Source organism: Motiliproteus sp., from assembly GCF_965230735.1.
Taxonomy (GTDB): domain Bacteria; phylum Pseudomonadota; class Gammaproteobacteria; order Pseudomonadales; family Balneatricaceae; genus Motiliproteus.
The window spans coordinates 1,837,032-1,855,931 of the sequence record NZ_OZ246016.1; the positions used below are offsets into that span (position 1 = coordinate 1,837,032).

14 protein-coding genes are annotated in these 18,900 nt (G+C 59.2%); 7 read left to right on the forward strand and 7 right to left on the reverse strand.

Annotated elements, in window-relative coordinates:
• Positions 1–4: 4 nt before the first annotated feature.
• From rsxC to cysD, 5 genes are all read right to left on the reverse strand, one after another.
• Positions 5–2,824, reverse strand: a complete 2,820-nt coding sequence (gene rsxC / locus ACO05M_RS08580) for an electron transport complex subunit RsxC (RefSeq protein ID WP_421870268.1) — start codon at positions 2,822–2,824, stop codon at positions 5–7.
• Positions 2,821–3,468 (reverse strand): electron transport complex subunit RsxB, encoded by a 648-nt coding sequence (rsxB, locus tag ACO05M_RS08585; protein WP_421870271.1) that lies wholly within the window; start codon positions 3,466–3,468, stop codon positions 2,821–2,823. The genes rsxC and rsxB overlap by 4 nt, the downstream gene beginning before the upstream one ends.
• A 13-nt stretch (positions 3,469–3,481) precedes the next feature.
• Positions 3,482–4,063 (reverse strand): electron transport complex subunit RsxA, encoded by a 582-nt coding sequence (gene rsxA / locus ACO05M_RS08590; RefSeq protein ID WP_114695815.1) that lies wholly within the window; start codon positions 4,061–4,063, stop codon positions 3,482–3,484.
• A 299-nt stretch (positions 4,064–4,362) separates the two neighbouring features.
• The gene (gene cysN, locus ACO05M_RS08595) at positions 4,363–6,102 is read right to left on the reverse strand and encodes a sulfate adenylyltransferase subunit CysN (RefSeq protein WP_421870274.1); all 1,740 of its coding nucleotides are present in this window, start codon (positions 6,100–6,102) and stop codon (positions 4,363–4,365) included.
• Between the two features lie 185 nt (positions 6,103–6,287).
• A complete protein-coding gene (cysD, locus tag ACO05M_RS08600) occupies positions 6,288–7,214 on the reverse strand; it encodes a sulfate adenylyltransferase subunit CysD (RefSeq protein ID WP_421870703.1) in 927 nt (308 codons plus the stop codon).
• A 317-nt stretch (positions 7,215–7,531) separates the two neighbouring features.
• On the opposite strand from cysD, the gene ACO05M_RS08605 reads away from it, so the two are divergent.
• From ACO05M_RS08605 to ACO05M_RS08615, 3 genes are all read left to right on the forward strand, one after another.
• Positions 7,532–8,317 carry a sulfite exporter TauE/SafE family protein gene (locus tag ACO05M_RS08605; RefSeq protein WP_421870277.1) on the forward strand — a complete coding sequence of 262 codons (786 nt, stop codon included), beginning with the start codon at positions 7,532–7,534 and terminating at the stop codon, positions 8,315–8,317.
• Positions 8,318–8,411: 94 nt separating this feature from the next.
• Positions 8,412–10,070 (forward strand): nitrite/sulfite reductase, encoded by a 1,659-nt coding sequence (locus ACO05M_RS08610; protein ID WP_421870280.1) that lies wholly within the window; start codon positions 8,412–8,414, stop codon positions 10,068–10,070.
• Positions 10,054–10,539, forward strand: a complete 486-nt coding sequence (locus tag ACO05M_RS08615; RefSeq protein ID WP_421870283.1) for a DUF934 domain-containing protein — start codon at positions 10,054–10,056, stop codon at positions 10,537–10,539. Before ACO05M_RS08610 ends, ACO05M_RS08615 begins: the two co-directional genes overlap by 17 nt.
• Before the next feature lie 104 nt (positions 10,540–10,643).
• Here ACO05M_RS08615 and ACO05M_RS08620 read toward each other — a convergent pair whose 3' ends face one another.
• Complete coding sequence (locus tag ACO05M_RS08620; protein ID WP_421870286.1) at positions 10,644–10,982, reverse strand: zinc ribbon domain-containing protein YjdM; 339 nt, start codon at positions 10,980–10,982, stop codon at positions 10,644–10,646.
• Positions 10,983–11,285: 303 nt separating this feature from the next.
• Between ACO05M_RS08620 and cysG the strand changes: the two genes are divergently transcribed.
• A complete protein-coding gene (gene cysG / locus ACO05M_RS08625; protein ID WP_421870288.1) occupies positions 11,286–12,707 on the forward strand; it encodes a siroheme synthase CysG in 1,422 nt (473 codons plus the stop codon).
• A gap of 703 nt (positions 12,708–13,410) precedes the next feature.
• Here the strand turns inward: cysG and ACO05M_RS08630 are convergent.
• Complete coding sequence (locus tag ACO05M_RS08630; RefSeq protein ID WP_421870291.1) at positions 13,411–13,713, reverse strand: HlyU family transcriptional regulator; 303 nt, start codon at positions 13,711–13,713, stop codon at positions 13,411–13,413.
• Between the two features lie 463 nt (positions 13,714–14,176).
• Here ACO05M_RS08630 and ACO05M_RS08635 point away from each other — a divergent pair, with 463 nt between their 5' ends.
• The 3 genes from ACO05M_RS08635 to ACO05M_RS08645 are packed head-to-tail and all read left to right on the forward strand — an operon-like array spanning position 14,177 to position 18,875.
• Positions 14,177–15,940, forward strand: a complete 1,764-nt coding sequence (locus tag ACO05M_RS08635; RefSeq protein ID WP_421870295.1) for an FAD-dependent oxidoreductase — start codon at positions 14,177–14,179, stop codon at positions 15,938–15,940.
• Positions 15,941–15,960: 20 nt separating this feature from the next.
• Positions 15,961–17,805, forward strand: a complete 1,845-nt coding sequence (locus tag ACO05M_RS08640) for a 2-oxoacid:acceptor oxidoreductase subunit alpha (protein ID WP_421870298.1) — start codon at positions 15,961–15,963, stop codon at positions 17,803–17,805.
• A 17-nt stretch (positions 17,806–17,822) separates the two neighbouring features.
• The gene (locus ACO05M_RS08645; protein WP_421870300.1) at positions 17,823–18,875 is read left to right on the forward strand and encodes a 2-oxoacid:ferredoxin oxidoreductase subunit beta; all 1,053 of its coding nucleotides are present in this window, start codon (positions 17,823–17,825) and stop codon (positions 18,873–18,875) included.
• Positions 18,876–18,900 lie beyond the last annotated feature (25 nt).

Genomic DNA, 18,900 nt, shown 5'->3' on the forward strand with positions numbered 1-18,900 from the left:
CGGGTTAACCTACGGTTTCGCTATTCTGTTCGGCTTCGGCCAACGCCTGTTCGGCCTGGCTAGCTTTGGCTTTTAGTTTGTCCAGCGCGGTGGCCAGTGAATCGGCCGACTCGGAGCCTTGAGCCTGGGCATCGGCCAGGGCTTTTTCGGTCTTCTTGACCTTGGTCCGGGCGATGGCCGCAGCGCTCTTGAGTTGCTTCAGGTCGGGCGCTTTCAGGTTCGAGCCAGTGTCTGCGTGCGACATACTGTTGCTTGCTTCGGCTTGCTCGGCCGCTTCGAACGCTTTCTGGGCGTCATCGGCTTTCTGCTGCAGCTTGGCCAGCTGCTGCTCCAGTGCGTTGGTGTCCTTGCCGTCCTCGCGGGCCTGATCGACCACCTTCTGGGTCTTCTTCAGCTTGGTGCGAGCGATCGAAGCGGCACTTTTTAGTGCCTTCAAATCGGGCTTGTCGGTAGCAGGTTGCGGTGCCGGGCTGCTGGACTGCTCGGCATTTTCTGCAGCTTCGAAGGCCTTCTGGGCGTCGTCGGCTTTCTGCTGCAGTTTGGCCAACTGCTGTTCCAGCGCGCTGGTATCCTTGCCGTCCTCGCGGGCCTGATCGATCACCTTCTGGGTCTTCTTCAGCTTGGTGCGGGCGATCGAGGCGGCGCTCTTTAGCTGTTTAAGATCGGGCGCCTTCAGATCCGGCGCGTCGGCTGCCGGAGCCGCTTGACCACCGTCGGCCTGGTCGGCTGCTTTCTCGGCAGCCTCGAAGGCCTGCTGGGTGGTATCGACTTTCTGCTGTGCCGTGGCCAACTGTTGTTCCAACTCGGTGGTGTCGGCCCCCTCTTCACGGGCCTGGTCCAGCGCCTTCTGGGCTTTCTTCAGCTTGGTACGGGCGATCGAGGCGGCGCTCTTGAGCTGCTTGAGATCAGCCGCTGGCGCGGCGGGTTTGCCAGCACTGTCTGCTTTTTCCGCTTGCTCTGCTTTTTCGAGGGCCTGTTGGGCAGCTTCGGCCTTGGCGCGTAAGCCATCCAGCGAGGCACGCAGCTTATCGGCACTGGCGGCACCCTTGGCTTCGGCGTCGGCCAGGGCCTTCTCGGTCTTGGTGACCTTGGTCCGGGCGGTGGCGGCAGCGATCTTCAATTCGGCCAGGGTCGGCGCCGGGGCCGGGCTGGCTTTTTCGGCCGCTTCCAAGGCCTGTTGAGCCTGCTCGGACTTACTGCGGGCGGCTTCGACGGCGGCCTGCAGTTCGGCGTTGGTACTGTCTTCGGCCAGGGCTTTTTCGGCTTTCTTGAGCTTGGTGCGCGCCACGGCCGCTTCGGTCTTGAGCTTCTTGACCTGCTCTTGAGGATCGACGCTGGCAGGCTTGCCGGTGGCGAGTTGATCCTTGCGGTTGGCCTGGGAGCGGGAGGCGGCTTCGGCACGGGCCTTACGCTTGGCGGCCTTTTCTTCCTTCTCGCGCTCCTGACGTTCCTGACGAGCCTCGAAGCGGATTCGGGCTTGTTCGGCCTTGCGCTGCTCGGCCTGCTCGCGGCGAATCTCGCCCTTGGCGAAGCGATAGTACTGCACCAGCGGGATGTTGCTGGGGCAAACGTAGGCGCAGGCGCCGCACTCGATGCAGTCCATCAAGTTGAAGGATTGAGCCTTGTCGAACTCTTTCCCCTTGGCGAACCAGTGCAGCTGTTGCGGCAGCAGTTCGGCCGGGCAGACCTGCTCGCACTGACCGCAGCGGATGCAGTTCTGTGCCGGCGGGGCCTGGGGGAACTCTTCTTCGGTGGCGGCGATCACGCAGTTACTGGTCTTGACCACCGGAACCGCCGTATCGCTGAGGGTGTAGCCCATCATCGGGCCGCCCATGACCAGGCGATTGAGGGTCATTGGGTTGAGTCCGGCCTGTTGCAGCAGAAACTCCACCGGGGTGCCCAGCAGCACTTCAAAGTTGCCGGGGCTCTCCAGGGCATCACCGGTCAGGGTGGTGATCCGGGAGATCAGCGGCTCGCCACGCTTGACGGCCTGGTTAACGGCGGACATGGTGCCGACGTTCTGCACCACGATGCCGATATCGGCCGGGATCTTGCCAAATGGAACTTCGACTCCGGTCAGCAGCTTGACCAGTTGCTTCTCACCACCGGAGGGGTACTTGGTCGGTACCACCACCACTTCGATTTCGATCTCGCTGGCGCGGGCTGCCTGGGTCAGCGCCATGGCCGCTTCCGGCTTGTTGTCTTCGATGCCGATCAGGCAGTGGGTCGGCTTGATCAGGTGAGCGGCGATCTCGATGCCGCCGATGACCTGCTCGGCCCGTTCACGCATCAGCATATCGTCGGCGGTGATATAGGGCTCACACTCAACCGCGTTGACGATCAGGGTGTTGATAATGTGGTCGTCGGCCAGATGCAGCTTGATCTCGGTCGGGAAGCCTGCGCCGCCCATACCGGAAATACCGGCCCGTCGGATCATTTCCGCCAACGCGGGTTTTTCCAGGCTGCGGAAGTCGTCGACGCCCTGGTGCTCGATCCACTCATCTTTGCCGTCGGTATCGATCTGGATACAGAGCCCTTCCATGCCCGACGGATGGGGCACCGAGTAGTTGCCGATGGCGCTGACAACACCGGAGGTGGGGGCGTGTTGATAGATACTGACGTGGCCGCTGGGCTCGGCGATGGCCTGGCCCTTGAGAACCCGTTGTCCGACTTCCACCAGCGGTGTGGCCGGTGCGCCGATATGCTGCTGCAGCGGGATGATCAGCTGCGGCGGAATCGGCGCCTGACGTAGCGGCTTGAGCAGCGACTGCTGCTTGTTTTCCGGCGGATGGATACCACCGTGGAAACTCCAGATCCGGCTCATGCGGCATCCCCCCGCTGATCGGAATCATCCGAGTCGTTATTCGCCTTTGGACCGGCAGCTTGCTGATCCGCGCCGCGACCACGGTCGGTGGCGATCAGCTGTACACCGGGCATCGGTTCGGCCCAGCTCCAGGTGGACAGGGTGGTTTCGATCGGGATCATGTCGATGCAGTCAACCGGGCAGGGCTCGACGCAGAGGTCGCAGCCGGTACATTCAGAAGTAATGACTGTGTGCATCTGCTTGGCGGCACCGAGGATGGCGTCCACCGGGCAGGCCTGGATGCACTTGGTGCAACCGATGCACTCATCCTCACGGATAAAGGCCACTGACTTGACCTGCTCTTCACCGTGCTCGGCGTCCAGCGGCAACGGTTCGACATCCAGCAGGTCGGCCAGCGCATTGATGGTGCTTTCGCCGCCGGGAGGGCACTTATTGATCGGTTCACCGTTGGCGATCGCCTCGGCGTAGGGGCGGCAGCCGGGATGACCACACTGGCCGCATTGGGTTTGCGGCAGTAGCGAGTCGATCTGGTCAACGATCGGGTTGCCTTCGACTTTAAAGCGGATCGACGCGAAGCCGAGCAGGGCACCGAACACCAGCGCCACGCCCAGCAAAATCAGTACTGCGATCAGAATGGCTTCCATTAACGCGTGATCCTCAGAACTGAACCAGGCCGGTGAAGCCCAGGAAAGCCAATGACATCAGGCCGGCGGTGATCATGCCGATCGCCGCGCCTCGGAAAGGGGCTGGAACATCGGCAACCGCGATCCGCTCGCGCATCGCCGAGAACAGGATCAACGCCAGCGAGAAACCCAGTGCGGCACCGAAACCGTAGATCGCCGATTCGACGAAGCTGTTCTGCTTGTTGATATTCAGCAGCGCAACCCCTAGTACCGCACAGTTGGTGGTGATCAGCGGCAGGAAGATACCCAGTACTCGGTACAGCAACGGGCTGGTTTTGTGCACCACCATCTCGGTGAACTGCACCACCACGGCGATCACCAGGATGAAGCTGATGGTGCGCAGGTAAGTGATATCGAACGGCAGCAGCAGGTATTGGTAGACCAGATAGGAACAGATCGACGATAGCGTCAGTACGAAGGTGGTCGCCAACGACATCCCCATGGCGGTTTCGAGTTTGTTCGAAACCCCCATAAAAGGACACAGGCCCAGAAACTGTACCAGCACGAAGTTGTTAACCAGTACGGTGCTGATCAGAATTAGCAGGTAGTCGGTCATGGTGACCTGTACTCTCGTCGAAAACGTCGTCTGTCAAAGGCTGAGGGATGGTGATTTGGCCATCTCGCAGCTGCGGTATCACCCGAATCGGAAAACGGGTCGATGAAAAATCGCCCATTCTAGCGCCAAAGCAGTGATTCGTCATGCTTAGCGCCCACAGTTTGGGCGATTTGTTCCGCGTTGCAGTAGCTCGGGCGGAGGGACCACCCCGGCCGATTGCCGGGATGGTGACCTGAATTCGCCTGGCTCTTGTCTGACTGTCGCCTGACGATTGCCAGGCGAGGGTCTGATAGGCCCGGTTAAAGGGCGCCGGCCTGCTTCAACAGGTCCAGTGCCGCCGGGATGGAGTCGGCAGGCGAGTCCGGGTTGATCTGAACGCTGTGTTTGGCGTAGCTCGGCGCAGTATCGCTGACGCACAGGCAGATCAGACCGGCGGATAGCATCAGCTCGGCCACCGCATCCAGGCGCATCGCGGCTTGCTCACGGCTGCTGTCGGAGCCGCCCAGATCCTGGTTGATCGCCAGCTGCAGCTGGGTATCGCTGATCTGAGTCACGGCACGGCCCAGGTCGAACAGCTGCTTCTCCAGGCTGTTGGCGACGGCCTGGCGTTGCTCTTCCGAGGCGCCGGTCAGGTACAGCTTGGTGGCCTGCTGGCCGAAACGGCGGGCACGATCGTCACGGCTGACCAGCGCGGTGTCGCTGAGCTGCGCATCGCTCAGTTGAACCGAATCATGGCTGACGGACTGGGTGATCATGCCGGCGCCGACGGTCAGGTTGCTAAGACGGTCGACCACGATAAAGCTGCCGGTGCCCTGGTGGGTGCTGTAATCATCACCGATCACCGGGCGGTCCAGGCTCAGCTCGCACAGGGCGATCTCGTTCAGAGCCAGCTCGGCACCGGGCTGCTGATCCAGGGTGTTGACGTCGATCTTGTGACGCAGGCTGGAGATGTGGCCGGTCACCGTGGTGGTACCGATCTTGACCAGATACTCCTTACCCGGCAGCAGCGGCGCTTCGTTCATCCATACCAGATGGGCGTTGAAGCGGTCGGAGGCGACCGGTTCTTGGCCGGCGTGGACGATGATGTCGCCACGGCTGATATCGATCTCGTCTTCCAGGGTCAGGGTGATCGCCATCGGTGCGAACGCCTGCTCCAGATCACCATCGTAGGTAACGATTGATTTGACCTTGGAGCGCTTGCCCGACGGCAATACGCTGATCTCGTCACCGGGTTTAACCACACCGGAAGCCAGGGTGCCGCAGTAGCCGCGGAAGTTGAGGTTGGGGCGGTTGACGTACTGCACCGGGAAGCGCAGGTCGTCGAAGTTGCGATCCGAAGCGATCTCGACCGACTCGAGGATCTCCATCAGCGGCTTGCCCTGGTACCAGGGCATCGACTCGGACAGGTTGACCACGTTGTCGCCGTTCAATGCCGACAGTGGCACGAAACGGACATCATTCATGTTCAGTCCCTCGGCAAAGTCGAGGAAATCGTTGCGGATGTCGTTGAACACCTGCTCGGAGAAGTCCACCAGGTCCATCTTGTTAATGGCGATGATGGTGTGCTTGATGCCCAGCAGCGAAGTGATAAAGCTGTGACGCTTGGTCTGGGTCTGAACGCCGTGACGGGCGTCGATCAGAATCACCGCCAGATCACAGGTGGACGCACCGGTGGCCATGTTGCGGGTGTACTGCTCGTGTCCCGGAGTGTCGGCGATGATGAACTTGCGCTTGGCGGTGGAGAAGTAGCGGTAGGCCACGTCGATGGTGATCCCTTGCTCCCGCTCGGCCTGCAGGCCGTCGACCAGCAGCGCCAGGTCGACCTCCTCGCCGGTGGTGCCGGATTTGACGCTGTCGGACTTGATCGCTTCGAGCTGATCTTCATAGATCATCTTGGAGTCGTGCAGCAGGCGACCGATCAGGGTGCTCTTGCCGTCGTCGACGTTGCCGCAAGTCAGCAGCCGCAGCAGCTCCTTGCGCTCATGTTGGGCCAGGTAGGCGTGGATATCGCTGCTGATCAGTTCGGATTGGTGGCTCATGGTGTCGCTCGTTTCAAATTCTGTTCTGTATTAAACCGTGACCAAAAATCGTTTCAGGGCTTGGGTCGGTGCGCCGGGGCTAGGCGGAGAGTTGTGAAGGAGCGCAGTTTACCGATTGTAAATGAGCATCCTGAGCGACTCTCCAACGACGGCCCGGCGTGCCGAGACTGGCCTGGGAAGATTTTTTAGAAGTAGCCTTCTTTCTTCTTCTCTTCCATCGACCCCGCCTGATCGTGGTCGATCGCGCGGCCCTGGCGCTCGGAGGTGGTGGTCAGCAGCATCTCCTGAATGATCTCCGGCAGGGTCGCGGCTTCCGACTCGACCGCACCGGTCAGCGGGTAGCAACCCAGGGTACGGAAACGGACCGACTTCATCTGCGGCTTTTCGCCCGGCTCCAGCGGCATCCGGTCGTCATCGACCATGATCATCAGACCGTCGCGCTCGACCACCGGGCGCTCTTTGGCCAGGTATAGCGGTACGATCGGGATGCTCTCCAGGTGGATGTACTGCCAGATATCCAGCTCGGTCCAGTTGGACAGCGGGAATACCCGGATGCTCTCGCCCTTGTCGATCTTGGCGTTGTAGAGGTTCCACAGCTCCGGACGTTGGGTTTTCGGATCCCAGCGGTGGTTCTTGTCGCGGAACGAGAAGACCCGCTCCTTGGCGCGGGATTTCTCCTCGTCGCGGCGGGCACCACCGAAGGCGGCGTCGAACTTGTACTTGTCCAGCGCCTGTTTCAGTGCCGCCGTTTTCATCACGTCGGTGTGCTTCTTGGAGCCGTGGGTGAACGGGCCGATGCCCATGTCGACCCCTTCCTGGTTGATGTGGACGATCAGGTCCATGCCGGCTTCTTCGGCCATCTTGTCGCGAAATTCGATCATCTCCCGGAACTTCCAGGTGGTATCGACGTGCATCAACGGGAACGGGGGTTTGCCCGGGTAGAACGCTTTGCGGGTCAGGTGCAGCATCACGGCGGAATCTTTACCGACGGAGTAGAGCATCACGGGGCGCTCAAATTCGGCGGCGACTTCGCGAATGATATGGATGCTCTCGGCTTCGAGCTGTTTAAGGTGGGTCAGGCGTTGTTCTGACAGCTGCGGCTGGGCGTTCATGCTTTCTTTGATCTCAACTGAGTGGGTCATCAACTGAATGACTTGCGGGGGAGGGCGTTGCACAGGCCTTTCCCAATCCTAAGGGCGCCTATCTTACTTGAGGTCTTCTTAAAATAAAAAAGAATATATTTGAATCTATTTATTTCTTTTTGTTATTTAAAGCCTTGTGTAGTTATGGAAGCGGTTGATCTTCTTTTAGTCGTTTTGGTTATTCTTTTTGGAGCTAAGTGAATTTCTAATTATTCTTTTGTGTTATATTTGATGGCCATTACTATAGCCGCCTTTAGTAATAGTGATTGGCTTGAGTGATCAGCGTAATGGAATTGGCCTATAGCTTTGCCGGTTTGGTAGTGGGATTTATCGTCGGTCTGACTGGGATCGGTGGTGGAGCCCTGATGACGCCGATCCTGATCGTCGGCTTCGGTATCAGCCCTGCTGTCGCCGTCAGTACCGACCTGCTGTATGCCGCCGTCACCAAGATGGGCGGTGTGGTGCCGTACGCCAAGCAGAAGCTGGTTAATTGGCGTGTGGTTCGGGCGATGCTGATCGGCAGTGTGCCGGGCTCGTTGCTGACCCTGTGGCTGCTCAGCGGCATTGAACAGCCGGAGCTGCTGGAGCATCTGATCAACCTGACCCTGGGGGTCAGTCTGGTGCTGACCTCGGTCGCGGTGTTCCTGCGGAATCGGATTCGCACCTACGTGATCGAGTTGGATGCGCCGAAGCTGAAGGCTGCCGGTCGTCGCTGGCGTCTGCCGGTCACCTCACTGGCGGGTTTTGTGCTGGGCATGCTGGTGACACTGTCGTCGGTTGGTGCCGGCGCGTTGGGAACGGCTCTGCTGATTCTGCTGTTCCCGCACATGACGATGCCGATGATCGTCGCCACCGACCTGGTTCATGCCGTGGTGCTGACCGGTATCGCGGGCCTGGGTCACTGGCAGCTGGGTCATGTCGACATGACCTTGCTGATGTATCTGCTGCTCGGCTCGCTGCCCGGGGTTTATCTCGGTGGCTGCCTGGGCGCGAAACTGTCGCCGAAGTTTATGCAGCCGCTGATGGGCTCGCTGCTTCTGGTGATCGGATTACGATTTGTGCTGGCCGGTTAACCGGCTGGAAATTAGAAACGGGGTCCCGTCCCCCTGGTTGTCCTGAAAGGCTCAACCCCGATGGGTGGTATAGGTAAATAAAAGGTATAACACGATGTATCAATACAGCGAGCAGGACCAGCGGCTGATCGAAGAGCGGGTAGAACAATACCGCGATCAGACTCAACGCTACCTGGCCGGTCAGATTCCGGAGGAAGAGTTTCGTATTCTTCGTCTGCAGAACGGTCTCTATTTCCAGCGTCATGCACCGATGCTGCGAGTTGCGATCAACTACGGTCTGATGTCCTCTCGCCAGATGCGGATGCTGGCCAAGATCTCCCGTGACTACGACAAGAACTACGTCCACTTCACCACCCGTCAGAACGTCCAGTTCAACTGGCCGGAGATGGAGAAGGTGCCGGATATCCTGGCTGAGCTGGCGACCGTGCAGATGCACGCGATTCAGACCTCCGGTAGCTGTATCCGTAGCGTGACCTCGGACCAGTTTGCCGGTGTGGTTGCCGGTGAAATTGAAGATCCGCGTCCGTGGAGTGAAATCATCCGTCAGTGGGCTGCTCTGCATCCGGAGTTCGCCTACCTGCCGCGTAAGTTCAAGATCGCCGTGACCGGTTGCGAGCAGGACCGTGCCGCGACCCAGGTCCACGATATCGGCGTGCGTCTGACTAAGAACGACGCCGGTGAAGTCGGCTTCGAAGTGCTGGTCGGCGGTGGCCTGGGCCGTACTCCGATGATCGGCAAGGTGATCCGCGAGTTCCTGCCGCAGCAGGACCTGCTGTCTTACCTCGAAGCGATTCTGCGGGTTTACAATCTGCTGGGTCGTCGTGACAACAAGTACAAGGCCCGGATCAAGATTCTGGTCGACTCGATGGGTGCAGAGGCGTTTGGTGCCAAGGTCGAAGCCGAGTGGGAGCAGATCCGTGACACCGAACTGAAGCTGACCCAGGCCGAGATCGACCGGGTAAAAGCTGACTTTGCTCTGCCGGCTTACGCTGCCGATGCCGCCTCAGACAGCAGCTACGACGAGAAGCTGAACAGCGATCAGGACTTCGCGGTCTGGATCGAGCGCAACACCTTCGACCACAAGGTGCCGGGCTACCGTGCCGTGACCCTGACTCTGAAGGGGCTGTTGAAGGCACCGGGTGATGTCACCGATGTGCAGCTCGATGCGATTGCCGATCTGGCCGACCAATATAACTTCGGTGAGGTCCGCAGCACCCACGAGCAGAATCTGGTGTTCGCCAATATCCATCAGGCTGACCTGTACCCGTTGTGGCAGGCGCTGGTCGAGTTGGATCTGGCCCGTCCGGTGGTCGGTACCATCAACGACATGATCGTCTGCCCGGGGCTGGATTTCTGCTCCCTGGCCAACGCCGAGACCCTGAGCGTCTCCCGTCAGATTCAGCAGAAGTTCGACGATCTGGATTACCTGTACGACCTGGGTGAGATCAAACTGAAACTGTCCGGTTGTATCAACGCCTGTGCGCACCACCACGTGGGCCACATCGGTATCCTGGGCGTCGACAAGAACGGTGAGTCCTACTACCAGATCACGCTGGGCGGCTCCTCCGCCAGCGATGCTTCACTGGGTAAAGTGCTGGGCAAATCGATTCCGCGCGACGACGTCGCCAGCACCCTGGAGAAGATCCTGTCGGTGTTTGTTGAAATTCGTGAAGAGGGCGAGCGTTTTATCGATACCGTTCGCCGGGTAGGTAACAAGCCGTTTAAGGAGCGTGTCTATGCCGCTGTTAATTGATCAGAAAGTGGTCGCCGACGACCACTGGGTGCGGGTAGACGACACCGAGCAACTGGCCCAGCTGGGTAACAACCCGGCGATTCTGGCTTGGGAGCTGTTTTCCCAGCAGCGCGACGAGCTGTTGGCTGCCGATGGTGAGTTGGCGGTGGCGATCCCCAACGACCTGGATGTGGTCGAGCTGGAGCCGCTGTTGGAGCGACTGAGCGTAGTTGCAGTCGATTTCCCCAGTTTTGCCGATGGTCGTGCCTTCTCACAGGCCCGTCTGTTGCGTCGGGCCGGTTTCAAAGGCCAGATCCGCGCCAGCGGTGATGTGACCTGGGACCGCCTGCGCTTTATGCACCGTTGCGGCATCGACGCGATGGAGATTGCCGAAGATCGATTTACCCCGGAGATGCTCGGCGCCTTCGGTGAGATCAGCGTCAACAACCAAGGTGCGGAAGACGATCCGCGTCCTATCTATCGGCAGTGACCCCTTCTTTGGCTGCTCGATAGTTTGTTCAAACCCGGCCTTGGCCGGGTTTTTTTTACCACTCTCGATGACGTACGAGCAGGTGGGAGGAACGCTAACGGCTATTAGGCCCGTTTGACAAACTTGGCGGTCACCATCATCTCGCCGGCACCATCGACGCGACAGTCCAGCTCATGGTCCTTGCCTTCGACGATCCGCTTGATCAATGCCTTGGTGCCGATCTTCAGCACTTGGGAGCTGCCTTTGACCTTCAGGTCCTTGATCAGGGTGACCTTGTCGCCTGCGTTTAAAAGCGTGCCGTTGGCATCTTTGGCAGTGATGACCTCCTCGTCGGCGGTAGTATCTGCGGGGTTCCACTCATGGGCGCACTCGGGGCAGATCAGCTGGTCTTGATCCTGATAGACGTATTCGGAATTGCAGTTGGGGCAGGGTGGGAGTGACATAGGTAACGGCTTCAATAGGTTGATCGTGGTGCAGGCCGGAGGCTAGGCCTCTGTTGCCGGGTATCCGGTTGACAGGGTGCGAGTGCCTGCAGTGTTGAGGCCGTCGATAGTGCAGCATTCACCGGTAAGAATCCAGAACTGATCGGGTATGCGGGGGCTGAGTCAGGGGCTGCGGTTACCCCCCCCGAGGAACGTCTTTGTGAACGTTGAAAACTTTTTCGGCAAAATTGATCACCGTCGTTGTCGGGGTGGGTTAGGATGGCCCAAACTTGGCCTATTCCTTGTAAGAGACCGGGACGTTGTATGAAATATCTACCGCTGTTTTTTGATCTGAAAACCAAACCTTGCCTGCTGGTCGGTGGCGGAATGGTGGCCGAGCGTAAAGCCGAGCTGCTGTGCCGTGCCGGTGCCAGGGTGCGGGTGGTGGCACCCGAAATCCGTCCGGAGATCCACACACTGCTGGACAAGTACGATGGTGAGGCGTTGGAACAGGGCTACCAGGCCGAGATGCTGGAGGGGGCGCTGCTGGTGGTGGCGGCCACCGATGATCATGCGCTCAATGTGCAGGTCCATGGTGATGCCCAGGCCGCCGGTATTCCCGTCAACGTGGTAGACAGCCCGGAACTGTGCAGCTTTATCTTTCCGGCCATCGTCGATCGTTCACCGCTGATGATAGCGGTGTCCAGTGGCGGTGCTTCACCGGTGTTGGCGCGGATGGTGCGGGCGCGCTTGGAAGCCCTGATCCCCCGTTATTATGCCGATCTGGCAAACCTGATGGGACGCTTCCGAGATAAGGTCAAACAGCGTTTCGATAATATTTCATCCCGTCGTGCTTATTGGGAGAAGGTGCTGTACGGCCCCGTGTCTGACAAGCTGGCGGCCAACCAGCTACAGGATGCCGAAGCCTGGATGGAGAAGGAGCTGCAGCAGTCCCAGAAGGAGTGCGGTGGCGAAGTCTATCTGGTCGGTGCCGGCCCCGGCGATCCTGATCTGCTGACGTTCAAAGCGCTGCGGATGATGCAACAAGCCGACGTGGTGCTTTACGACCGCCTGGTCTCGCCGCGGGTGCTGGAACTTTGTCGTCGTGATGCCGAGCGGATCTACGTCGGAAAAGAGAGTGGTAATCACGCGGTGCCCCAGGAGGGGATCAATCAGTTGCTGGTCGAGCAGGCCCTTAAAGGTCACAAGGTGCTGCGCCTTAAGGGTGGCGATCCCTTTATCTTCGGACGTGGTGGCGAGGAGCTGGAGGAATTATTCGAACACCAGATTCCGTTCCAGGTGGTGCCGGGCATTACCGCTGCGTCGGCCTGTTCCAGCTATGCCGGGATTCCATTGACCCACCGAAACTATGCCCAGTCGGTTAAGTTCATCACCGGTCAGCTGAAAAACCGCACCTCGGATCTGAACTGGCCCGAACTGGTGCAGGAAAATCAGACCATCGTGTTCTACATGGGGCTGCACCGGGTCGGTCACATTGCCAAACAGTTGGTGGCCCACGGTAAGGCGCCGGAAACGCCGGTGGCATTGGTGCAGGGTGGTTCGACGCCGCAACAGAAAGTGGTTGTCGGTACCCTGGCTACGATTGAACAGGAGCTGGAGCGTAATCCGCTGCAACCGCCGAGTCTGATTATCGTCGGCGAGGTGGTTGAGCTGCGGGATAAGCTGGCCTGGTTCAAGGGTGAGGAGGAAGAGGCTCATCCGGTGTTGGGATTACGGGAGCAGTAATTCCTTTTGCAGTAACTTCGAGGGTTGAGGCAAGCCTGATTTTTGGTGTTTGCCTCTGATTCTTTATTGCGCCCCCTCGGGCGCCTTCATTTTTGTCAATCGCGACAAAAACGAAGCAAAAAACGCTTTTCGGTGCCAGCCGTGTGCTGCCGTCCTGGCGGATTCGTTGTGCGCGAAAGTGAAACCCGGGGCGCAGCAACGGGGCTCCTGCCCCGGCGCTGCGGCTCGGCGTCCCTGCCTCGCCCCTCTTTTAAAAAAGAGGGCCTGATCCGAATTCCACTTCCGTGCTCACCGGCAGCAATGACAGGTCTTCGCCCCAACAACTGAAGTAACAGCTTGCACCCCAACCCCCCTTCGAAAACGATAAACCTCGGACTGAAACAGGCCCTTCAGGGTCGCGTCATGGACGACGCGACGGGGCGCAGGGGCATCGACAAATCGGCAGGATAGCCGATTTGCACAGCTGTTGGCTGCCCGTCAGGGCTAGATACAGGGACTGTGTCGAGTGAACGCCCCTTCGGCCCGCCTCAGGCCGGAGTTTATAGCGCCGAAGGCGCGTATCCGCAGGGCGTTTTCGCAGGGGCCGCCTAGGATTCTTAAGGATATGGCGGCGCATATCCTTAAGGCGCCGGGAAGGCGCAATAAGGGTTTCGTAGAAGGGGCGTTTCAGTAGTGCCGGATTCGATATCCGCAGGTAGGTGGATTACCGAGACTCAAACAACCCTTCACCCTGCTGATCAATCATCTGCTTCGATTTGCGCAAGCTGATCTCGATACAGTCCTGCAGCGACGGCATCTCATCGGCACGGATCAGGTGGTGTTCCTTTTCCCCTTTGGTGATAGTGGCAGCAACCCGATAGCTGTTGCCGGTTTTGATCGGCGCCGGGGTAATATGAAAGCCTTCGTAATCGATGCTCTGCTCTTCATAGGCCTGCTGTTGTTCTGCCCCGTTGTTGCCGCTTTCATTTCCGCCGAACAAGCCTTTCAAACTGTCGAACAGCCCCATGATTCTCTCCGTACTATCAAAATGTCGGCTTAGTGTGCCCGCTTGAAGGGCGCTTGTCAGCTCTGATGCGGCTGAGCGGAATGGTCTTGTTTTTTGGGCATTATTTCAGGGTGAATGCGCGGCAGAATCCGTCGTCGAAGGGCTGTTAACAGAGTTTTGTTGCAGTTTGGCAGTCAATTTAGACCTATGTAGGTATTCTCCTTATGGTTATTGGTCGGGGGGCTGGTAATATTTGGCCCTATTAATACCCTGGGCTGGTTATTGACAAGCTGTTTTTGATCGGTCCGGAAATAATGAAGCTGCACTTTGACCAGGTTTTAGCTCCTGATCCAGCCTCGTGGTCTTTGAGCGAATCAGAGTAGGTTGCTTAGTTGTATGTCCGTTGTACACAGGCTGTCCGCTCCGGTCTTACCTGTCGATGTAGCCATTCCTTTAGAGATGGGAATAACCTAGGTAGGTCTTCGTGAAACAAACCGATACCCAATCCCCCGAACACTTTCATAAAGTGGTCAACTGCCAGTATGCCTGTCCGGCCCACACGCCGGTTCCGGAATATATTCGCCTGATTGCCGAGCGTCGTTATACCGATGCGTACATGGTCAACTGGAAGTCCAACGTCTTTCCGGGCGTGCTGGGACGGGTCTGTGACCGTCCGTGCGAGCCGGCTTGCCGCCGTAGCCGGGTGGAAGAGACCCCGGTTGCCATCTGCCGTCTGAAGCGGGTGGCTGCCGACCACAAAGAGGATATTAGCGAGCGTCTGCCGACGATCCCGACCGAGAAGAACGGTAAGCGGATCGGCTTGATCGGTGCCGGGCCTGCCTCGTTGACCGTGGCACGGGATCTGTTGCCGCTGGGGTATCAGGTCACCATTTTTGACCGTGATGCCAAGGCCGGCGGGATGGTTCGCAGCCAGATTCCGGCATTCCGACTGCCCGAGGAAGTGCTCGACGAAGAGGTCGATCGGATTCTGGATATGGGGGTCGAGACCCGTTTCGGTACTGATATCACCAGCATGAAGTTGCTGCTGGAAGAGGATTTTGACGCGGTGTTTGTCGGTACCGGCGCGCCCAGTGGCCGTGATCTGAAGATTCCGGGGCGTGACGAGGCTGGCGAGCAGGTCCAGGTCGGTATCAACTGGCTGGCCGGGGTGGCCTTTGGTCACATCACCGAAACCACCAAGAATGTGATCGTCCTCGGTGGTGGTAACACCGCGATGGACTGCTGTCGTACCGCGCTGCGACTGGGGGCCAAGGCGGTCAATGTGGTGGTGCGCTCCAGCTACGAGGACATGAAGGCTTCGCCGTGGGAGAAGGACGATGCTCAGGCCGAAGGCATCACCTTTGTGAACCACCATGTGCCCAAAGATTACGTGATCGAAGACGGCAAGCTGGTCGGTATGCGCTTCGATGTGGTCGAGTCGGTTTACGACGAAAAAGGCAAGCGTTCACTGGTTCCGACCGGGCAGGAGCCGGTCTTTATCGCCGCTGACACCGTTCTGGTGGCGATCGGTCAGGATGCCAAGTTCCCGTGGATCGAACCGGGCCTGGGTATCGAGTTTGATAACTGGGGCATGCCGGTGCTGAACGACCAGACCCTGCAATCGACCCGTCCGGGGCTGTTCTTCGGTGGCGATGCCGCCTTCGGCCCCGAGAACGTGATCACCGCCGTGGCCCATGGCCATCAGGCGGCGCTGTCGATCGATCTGTACTGCCAGGGCAAAGACCTGGTCGAGGATCGCCCCGCCGAGACTTACGATCTGATCAGCCAGAAGATGGGAGTTCACGAGTGGAGCTACCAGAACGTGGTCTCCAACGACGAGCGTCAGGCGGTTCCCCATATGGACCTGAGCGATGCGCTGCAACGGATCGATGCCGAAGTTGAGCTGGGCTTTGACGAGCGTCTGGCGCTCAAGGAAGCGGCCCGCTGTCTGAGCTGTGACGTCCACACGGTGTTTACCACCAACCGCTGTATCGAATGCGGCGCCTGCGAAGATATCTGCCCGATGGACTGCATCAACTTCACCGACAACGGTGAAGAGCAGGATCTGCGCTCGCGGTTGCGGGTTCCGGCCTGCGACAGCAACGAAGATCTTTATGTTTCAGCCGATCTGAAGACCGGCCAGGTGATGGTCAAAGATGAAGACCTCTGCCTGCACTGTGGCCTCTGTGCCGAGCGCTGCCCGACCGGCGCCTGGGATATGCAGAAATTCATCCTTAAGTTGGCCTAGGGCAGGAGACAGTGATAACCATGTCGAAACTAGAATCCGTCAATGAATTTGTGATCCGGTTTGCCAACGTCAACGGTACCGGATCCGCCAGTGCCAACCTGATGTTCGCCAAGTCGATCTTCCGGATGGGCATTCCGGTGGCACCCCGTAACGAGTTTCCCTCTAATATCCAGGGCATGCCGACCTGGTACGAAGTGCGGGTCAGCGAAAAAGGCTACCTGGGTCGCCGTGGAGGTGGCGCCGATATCGTGGTGGCGATGAACAGTCAGTCGATCGCCCGCGATATGCAGAGCCTGCTGCCGGGGGGCTACTTTATTTATGACTCGACCAAGCCGTTGCCGTCGGAATTGGTCCGTAGCGACGTCAACCTGATCGGGATTCCGATCTCCGAGATCTGCCTGCGCGAATACACCGACCCGCGCCAGCGTCAGCTGTTCAAGAATGTGATCTATGTCGGTGCGCTGTCGGCGCTGCTGGATATCGATTTCGGCGTACTCAAGCGGATGATCAAGGATCAGTTCAAAGGCAAAGAGAAGCTGATCGTGCCCAACATCTATGCGTTGGAGCTTGGTCACCAGTACGCCTCGACGCACTTCAGCTGCCCGCTGCCGATTCGGGTGCAGAGCAGCGACAAGACCGCAGGCAAGCTGATGATCGACGGTAACAGCGCCACCGGTCTGGGTGCTGTCTACGGCGGTGCCAGCGTCTGTGGCTGGTATCCGATCACCCCGTCCACCTCGGTGGTCGAGAATTTCATGAAGTACGCCGAGCGGCTGCGGATCGACCCGGCCAGCGGCAAGAAGAACTTCGCTTCGATTCAGGCCGAAGATGAGCTGGCGGCGATCGGTGTCGCGATCGGTGGTGCCTGGAACGGCGCCCGTTCCTTTACCGCCACTAGTGGTCCGGGGATCTCATTGATGACCGAGTTCCTGGGACTGGCCTATTTTGCCGAGCTGCCGATCGTATTGATCAACGTGCAGCGAGCCGGACCTTCCACCGGGATGCCGACCCGGACCCAGCAGCCGGATTTGCTGGCCTGTGCCTACGCCTCCCATGGCGATACCAAGCAGGTGATGCTGTTCCCGGCCGACCCGAAAGAGTGCTTCGATCTGACCGCCGCCTCGTTTGACCTGGCCGAGCGGATTCAGACCCCGGTGATCCTGATGAGCGATCTGGAACTGGGAATGAACGATCACCTCAGTGATCCGATGGAGTGGGACGATCTGCGCAGCTACGACCGCGGTAAGGTGCTTGATGCCGAGCAGCTGGATCAGATGGAGAAGTTCGGCCGCTACCTGGATCGCGACGGCGACGGTATCTGCTACCGCACCTACCCGGGTACCCACCCGGAGAAGGGTGCCTTCTTTACCCGTGGTACCTCCCGTGACCACTATGCGATCTACACCGAGCTGGGCGACATCTACGTCGACAACGTCGACCGTCTGAACCGCAAGTTCGAGACCGCTGCTACCTTGCTGCCCAAGGCGGTGATCGAGCAGCGTAAGCCCAAGAAGGCCTCCAAGCTGGGGCTGCTGTACTTCGGTACCACCACCAGCGCGGCGCAGGAAGCCCGCGACCAGTTGGCCGAGCAGGGCATCGACGTCGATCTGTGTCGGGTTCGTGCCTTCCCGTTTGGTCAGGAAGTCCGCGACTTTATCGACAGCCACGAGAGCGTCTATGTGGCCGAGCAGAACCGCGACGGCCAGATGCGCACCCTGCTGGTCAATGAGCTGGATGCACCGGGCCAGAAGCTGGTTTCCGTACTTCACTACGACGGCCTGCCGATCACGGCCCGCTGTATCAGCGAGCGGATCGAGCAGGATCAGGGCGATAGTGCCAAGCCGAACCTGAAAGTAGCCAACTAGTTGCGAGATCAGCCGACATGAGTTTTTTGAAATCGAAATTCCGCCATCCGAAGCTGCCCCGTAACGAACTGGGACTGACCCAGCAGGCTTACGAAGGACCGCTATCGACCCTTTGCGCCGGTTGTGGCCACGATGCCATCGGTGCTTCCATCATCCAGGCCTGCCACGAGCTGTCGATTCCGCCGCACCGGATCGCTAAACTGTCGGGTATCGGCTGCTCTTCCAAGGCGCCGACCTACTTCCTCGACAAGGCCCACGGCTTCAACTCGGTTCACGGCCGGATGCCCTCGATCGTGACCGGTGCCAACATGGCCAACCGGGATCTGGTTTACATCGGCATGTCCGGTGACGGTGATACCTCTGCCATTGGTATGGGGCAGTTCGCCCACGTGGTGCGTCGTCGTCTGAATATGCTCTACCTGGTCGCCAACAACGGTGTCTACGGTCTGACCAAGGGCCAGACCTCCGCCACCGCCGATGAGGGCTCGTTGAGCAAGCAGGGCCAGGCCAACCCGCTGGAGGGAATTGACCTGGTCACCATGGCGATCCAGCTGGGCGCGACCTTCGTGGCCCGCAGCTTTTCCGGTGACAAACGCGAGCTGCTGCCGCTGATCAAGGCCGGCCTGAGTCACAACGGTTTCGCCTTTATCGATATCGTTTCGCCCTGTGTGACCTTCAACAACCACGCCGGCTCGACCAAGAGTTACGACTACGTCCGTGACCATGTCACCACCGGGGCGGTCACCGACTTCGTGCCGGTTGAGGAGGAGATCATCGTCAGCTCCAGCGACTCCGAAGCTCAGGATATCTGCCTGCACGACGGCTCGATTCTTCGTCTGCAGAAAACCGGTAATGAATACGACCCGCAAGATCGCCAACAGGCACTGGCGGCGATCGAACAGAGCCGTCAGGAAGACCGGATTCTGACCGGTCTGCTGTATGTGGATCCCGCCGCGCAGGATCTGCATGAAGTGCTGGGCACCACCGACAAACCGCTCAACAGCCTTGGCGAGCGGGCGCTGTGTCCGGGCAGTGACGTGCTTGAGGTAATCAACGACAGCTTCCGTTGATCCGACTCGCGAGCGGCATTCTGAC

Excerpts from the sequence above, each read along its gene's own strand:
- rsxC (WP_421870268.1), bottom strand. The coding sequence starts at position 2,824 with ATGAGCCGGATCTGGAGTTTCCACGGTGGTATCCATCCGCCGGAAAAC.
- rsxB (WP_421870271.1), bottom strand. The coding sequence starts at position 3,468 with ATGGAAGCCATTCTGATCGCAGTACTGATTTTGCTGGGCGTGGCGCTG.
- rsxA (WP_114695815.1), bottom strand. The coding sequence starts at position 4,063 with ATGACCGACTACCTGCTAATTCTGATCAGCACCGTACTGGTTAACAAC.
- cysN (WP_421870274.1), bottom strand. The coding sequence starts at position 6,102 with ATGAGCCACCAATCCGAACTGATCAGCAGCGATATCCACGCCTACCTG.
- cysD (WP_421870703.1), bottom strand. The coding sequence starts at position 7,214 with ATGAACGCCCAGCCGCAGCTGTCAGAACAACGCCTGACCCACCTTAAA.
- ACO05M_RS08605 (WP_421870277.1), top strand. The coding sequence starts at position 7,532 with ATGGAATTGGCCTATAGCTTTGCCGGTTTGGTAGTGGGATTTATCGTC.
- ACO05M_RS08610 (WP_421870280.1), top strand. The coding sequence starts at position 8,412 with ATGTATCAATACAGCGAGCAGGACCAGCGGCTGATCGAAGAGCGGGTA.
- ACO05M_RS08615 (WP_421870283.1), top strand. The coding sequence starts at position 10,054 with ATGCCGCTGTTAATTGATCAGAAAGTGGTCGCCGACGACCACTGGGTG.
- ACO05M_RS08620 (WP_421870286.1), bottom strand. The coding sequence starts at position 10,982 with ATGTCACTCCCACCCTGCCCCAACTGCAATTCCGAATACGTCTATCAG.
- cysG (WP_421870288.1), top strand. The coding sequence starts at position 11,286 with ATGAAATATCTACCGCTGTTTTTTGATCTGAAAACCAAACCTTGCCTG.
- ACO05M_RS08630 (WP_421870291.1), bottom strand. The coding sequence starts at position 13,713 with ATGGGGCTGTTCGACAGTTTGAAAGGCTTGTTCGGCGGAAATGAAAGC.
- ACO05M_RS08640 (WP_421870298.1), top strand. The coding sequence starts at position 15,961 with ATGTCGAAACTAGAATCCGTCAATGAATTTGTGATCCGGTTTGCCAAC.
- ACO05M_RS08645 (WP_421870300.1), top strand. The coding sequence starts at position 17,823 with ATGAGTTTTTTGAAATCGAAATTCCGCCATCCGAAGCTGCCCCGTAAC.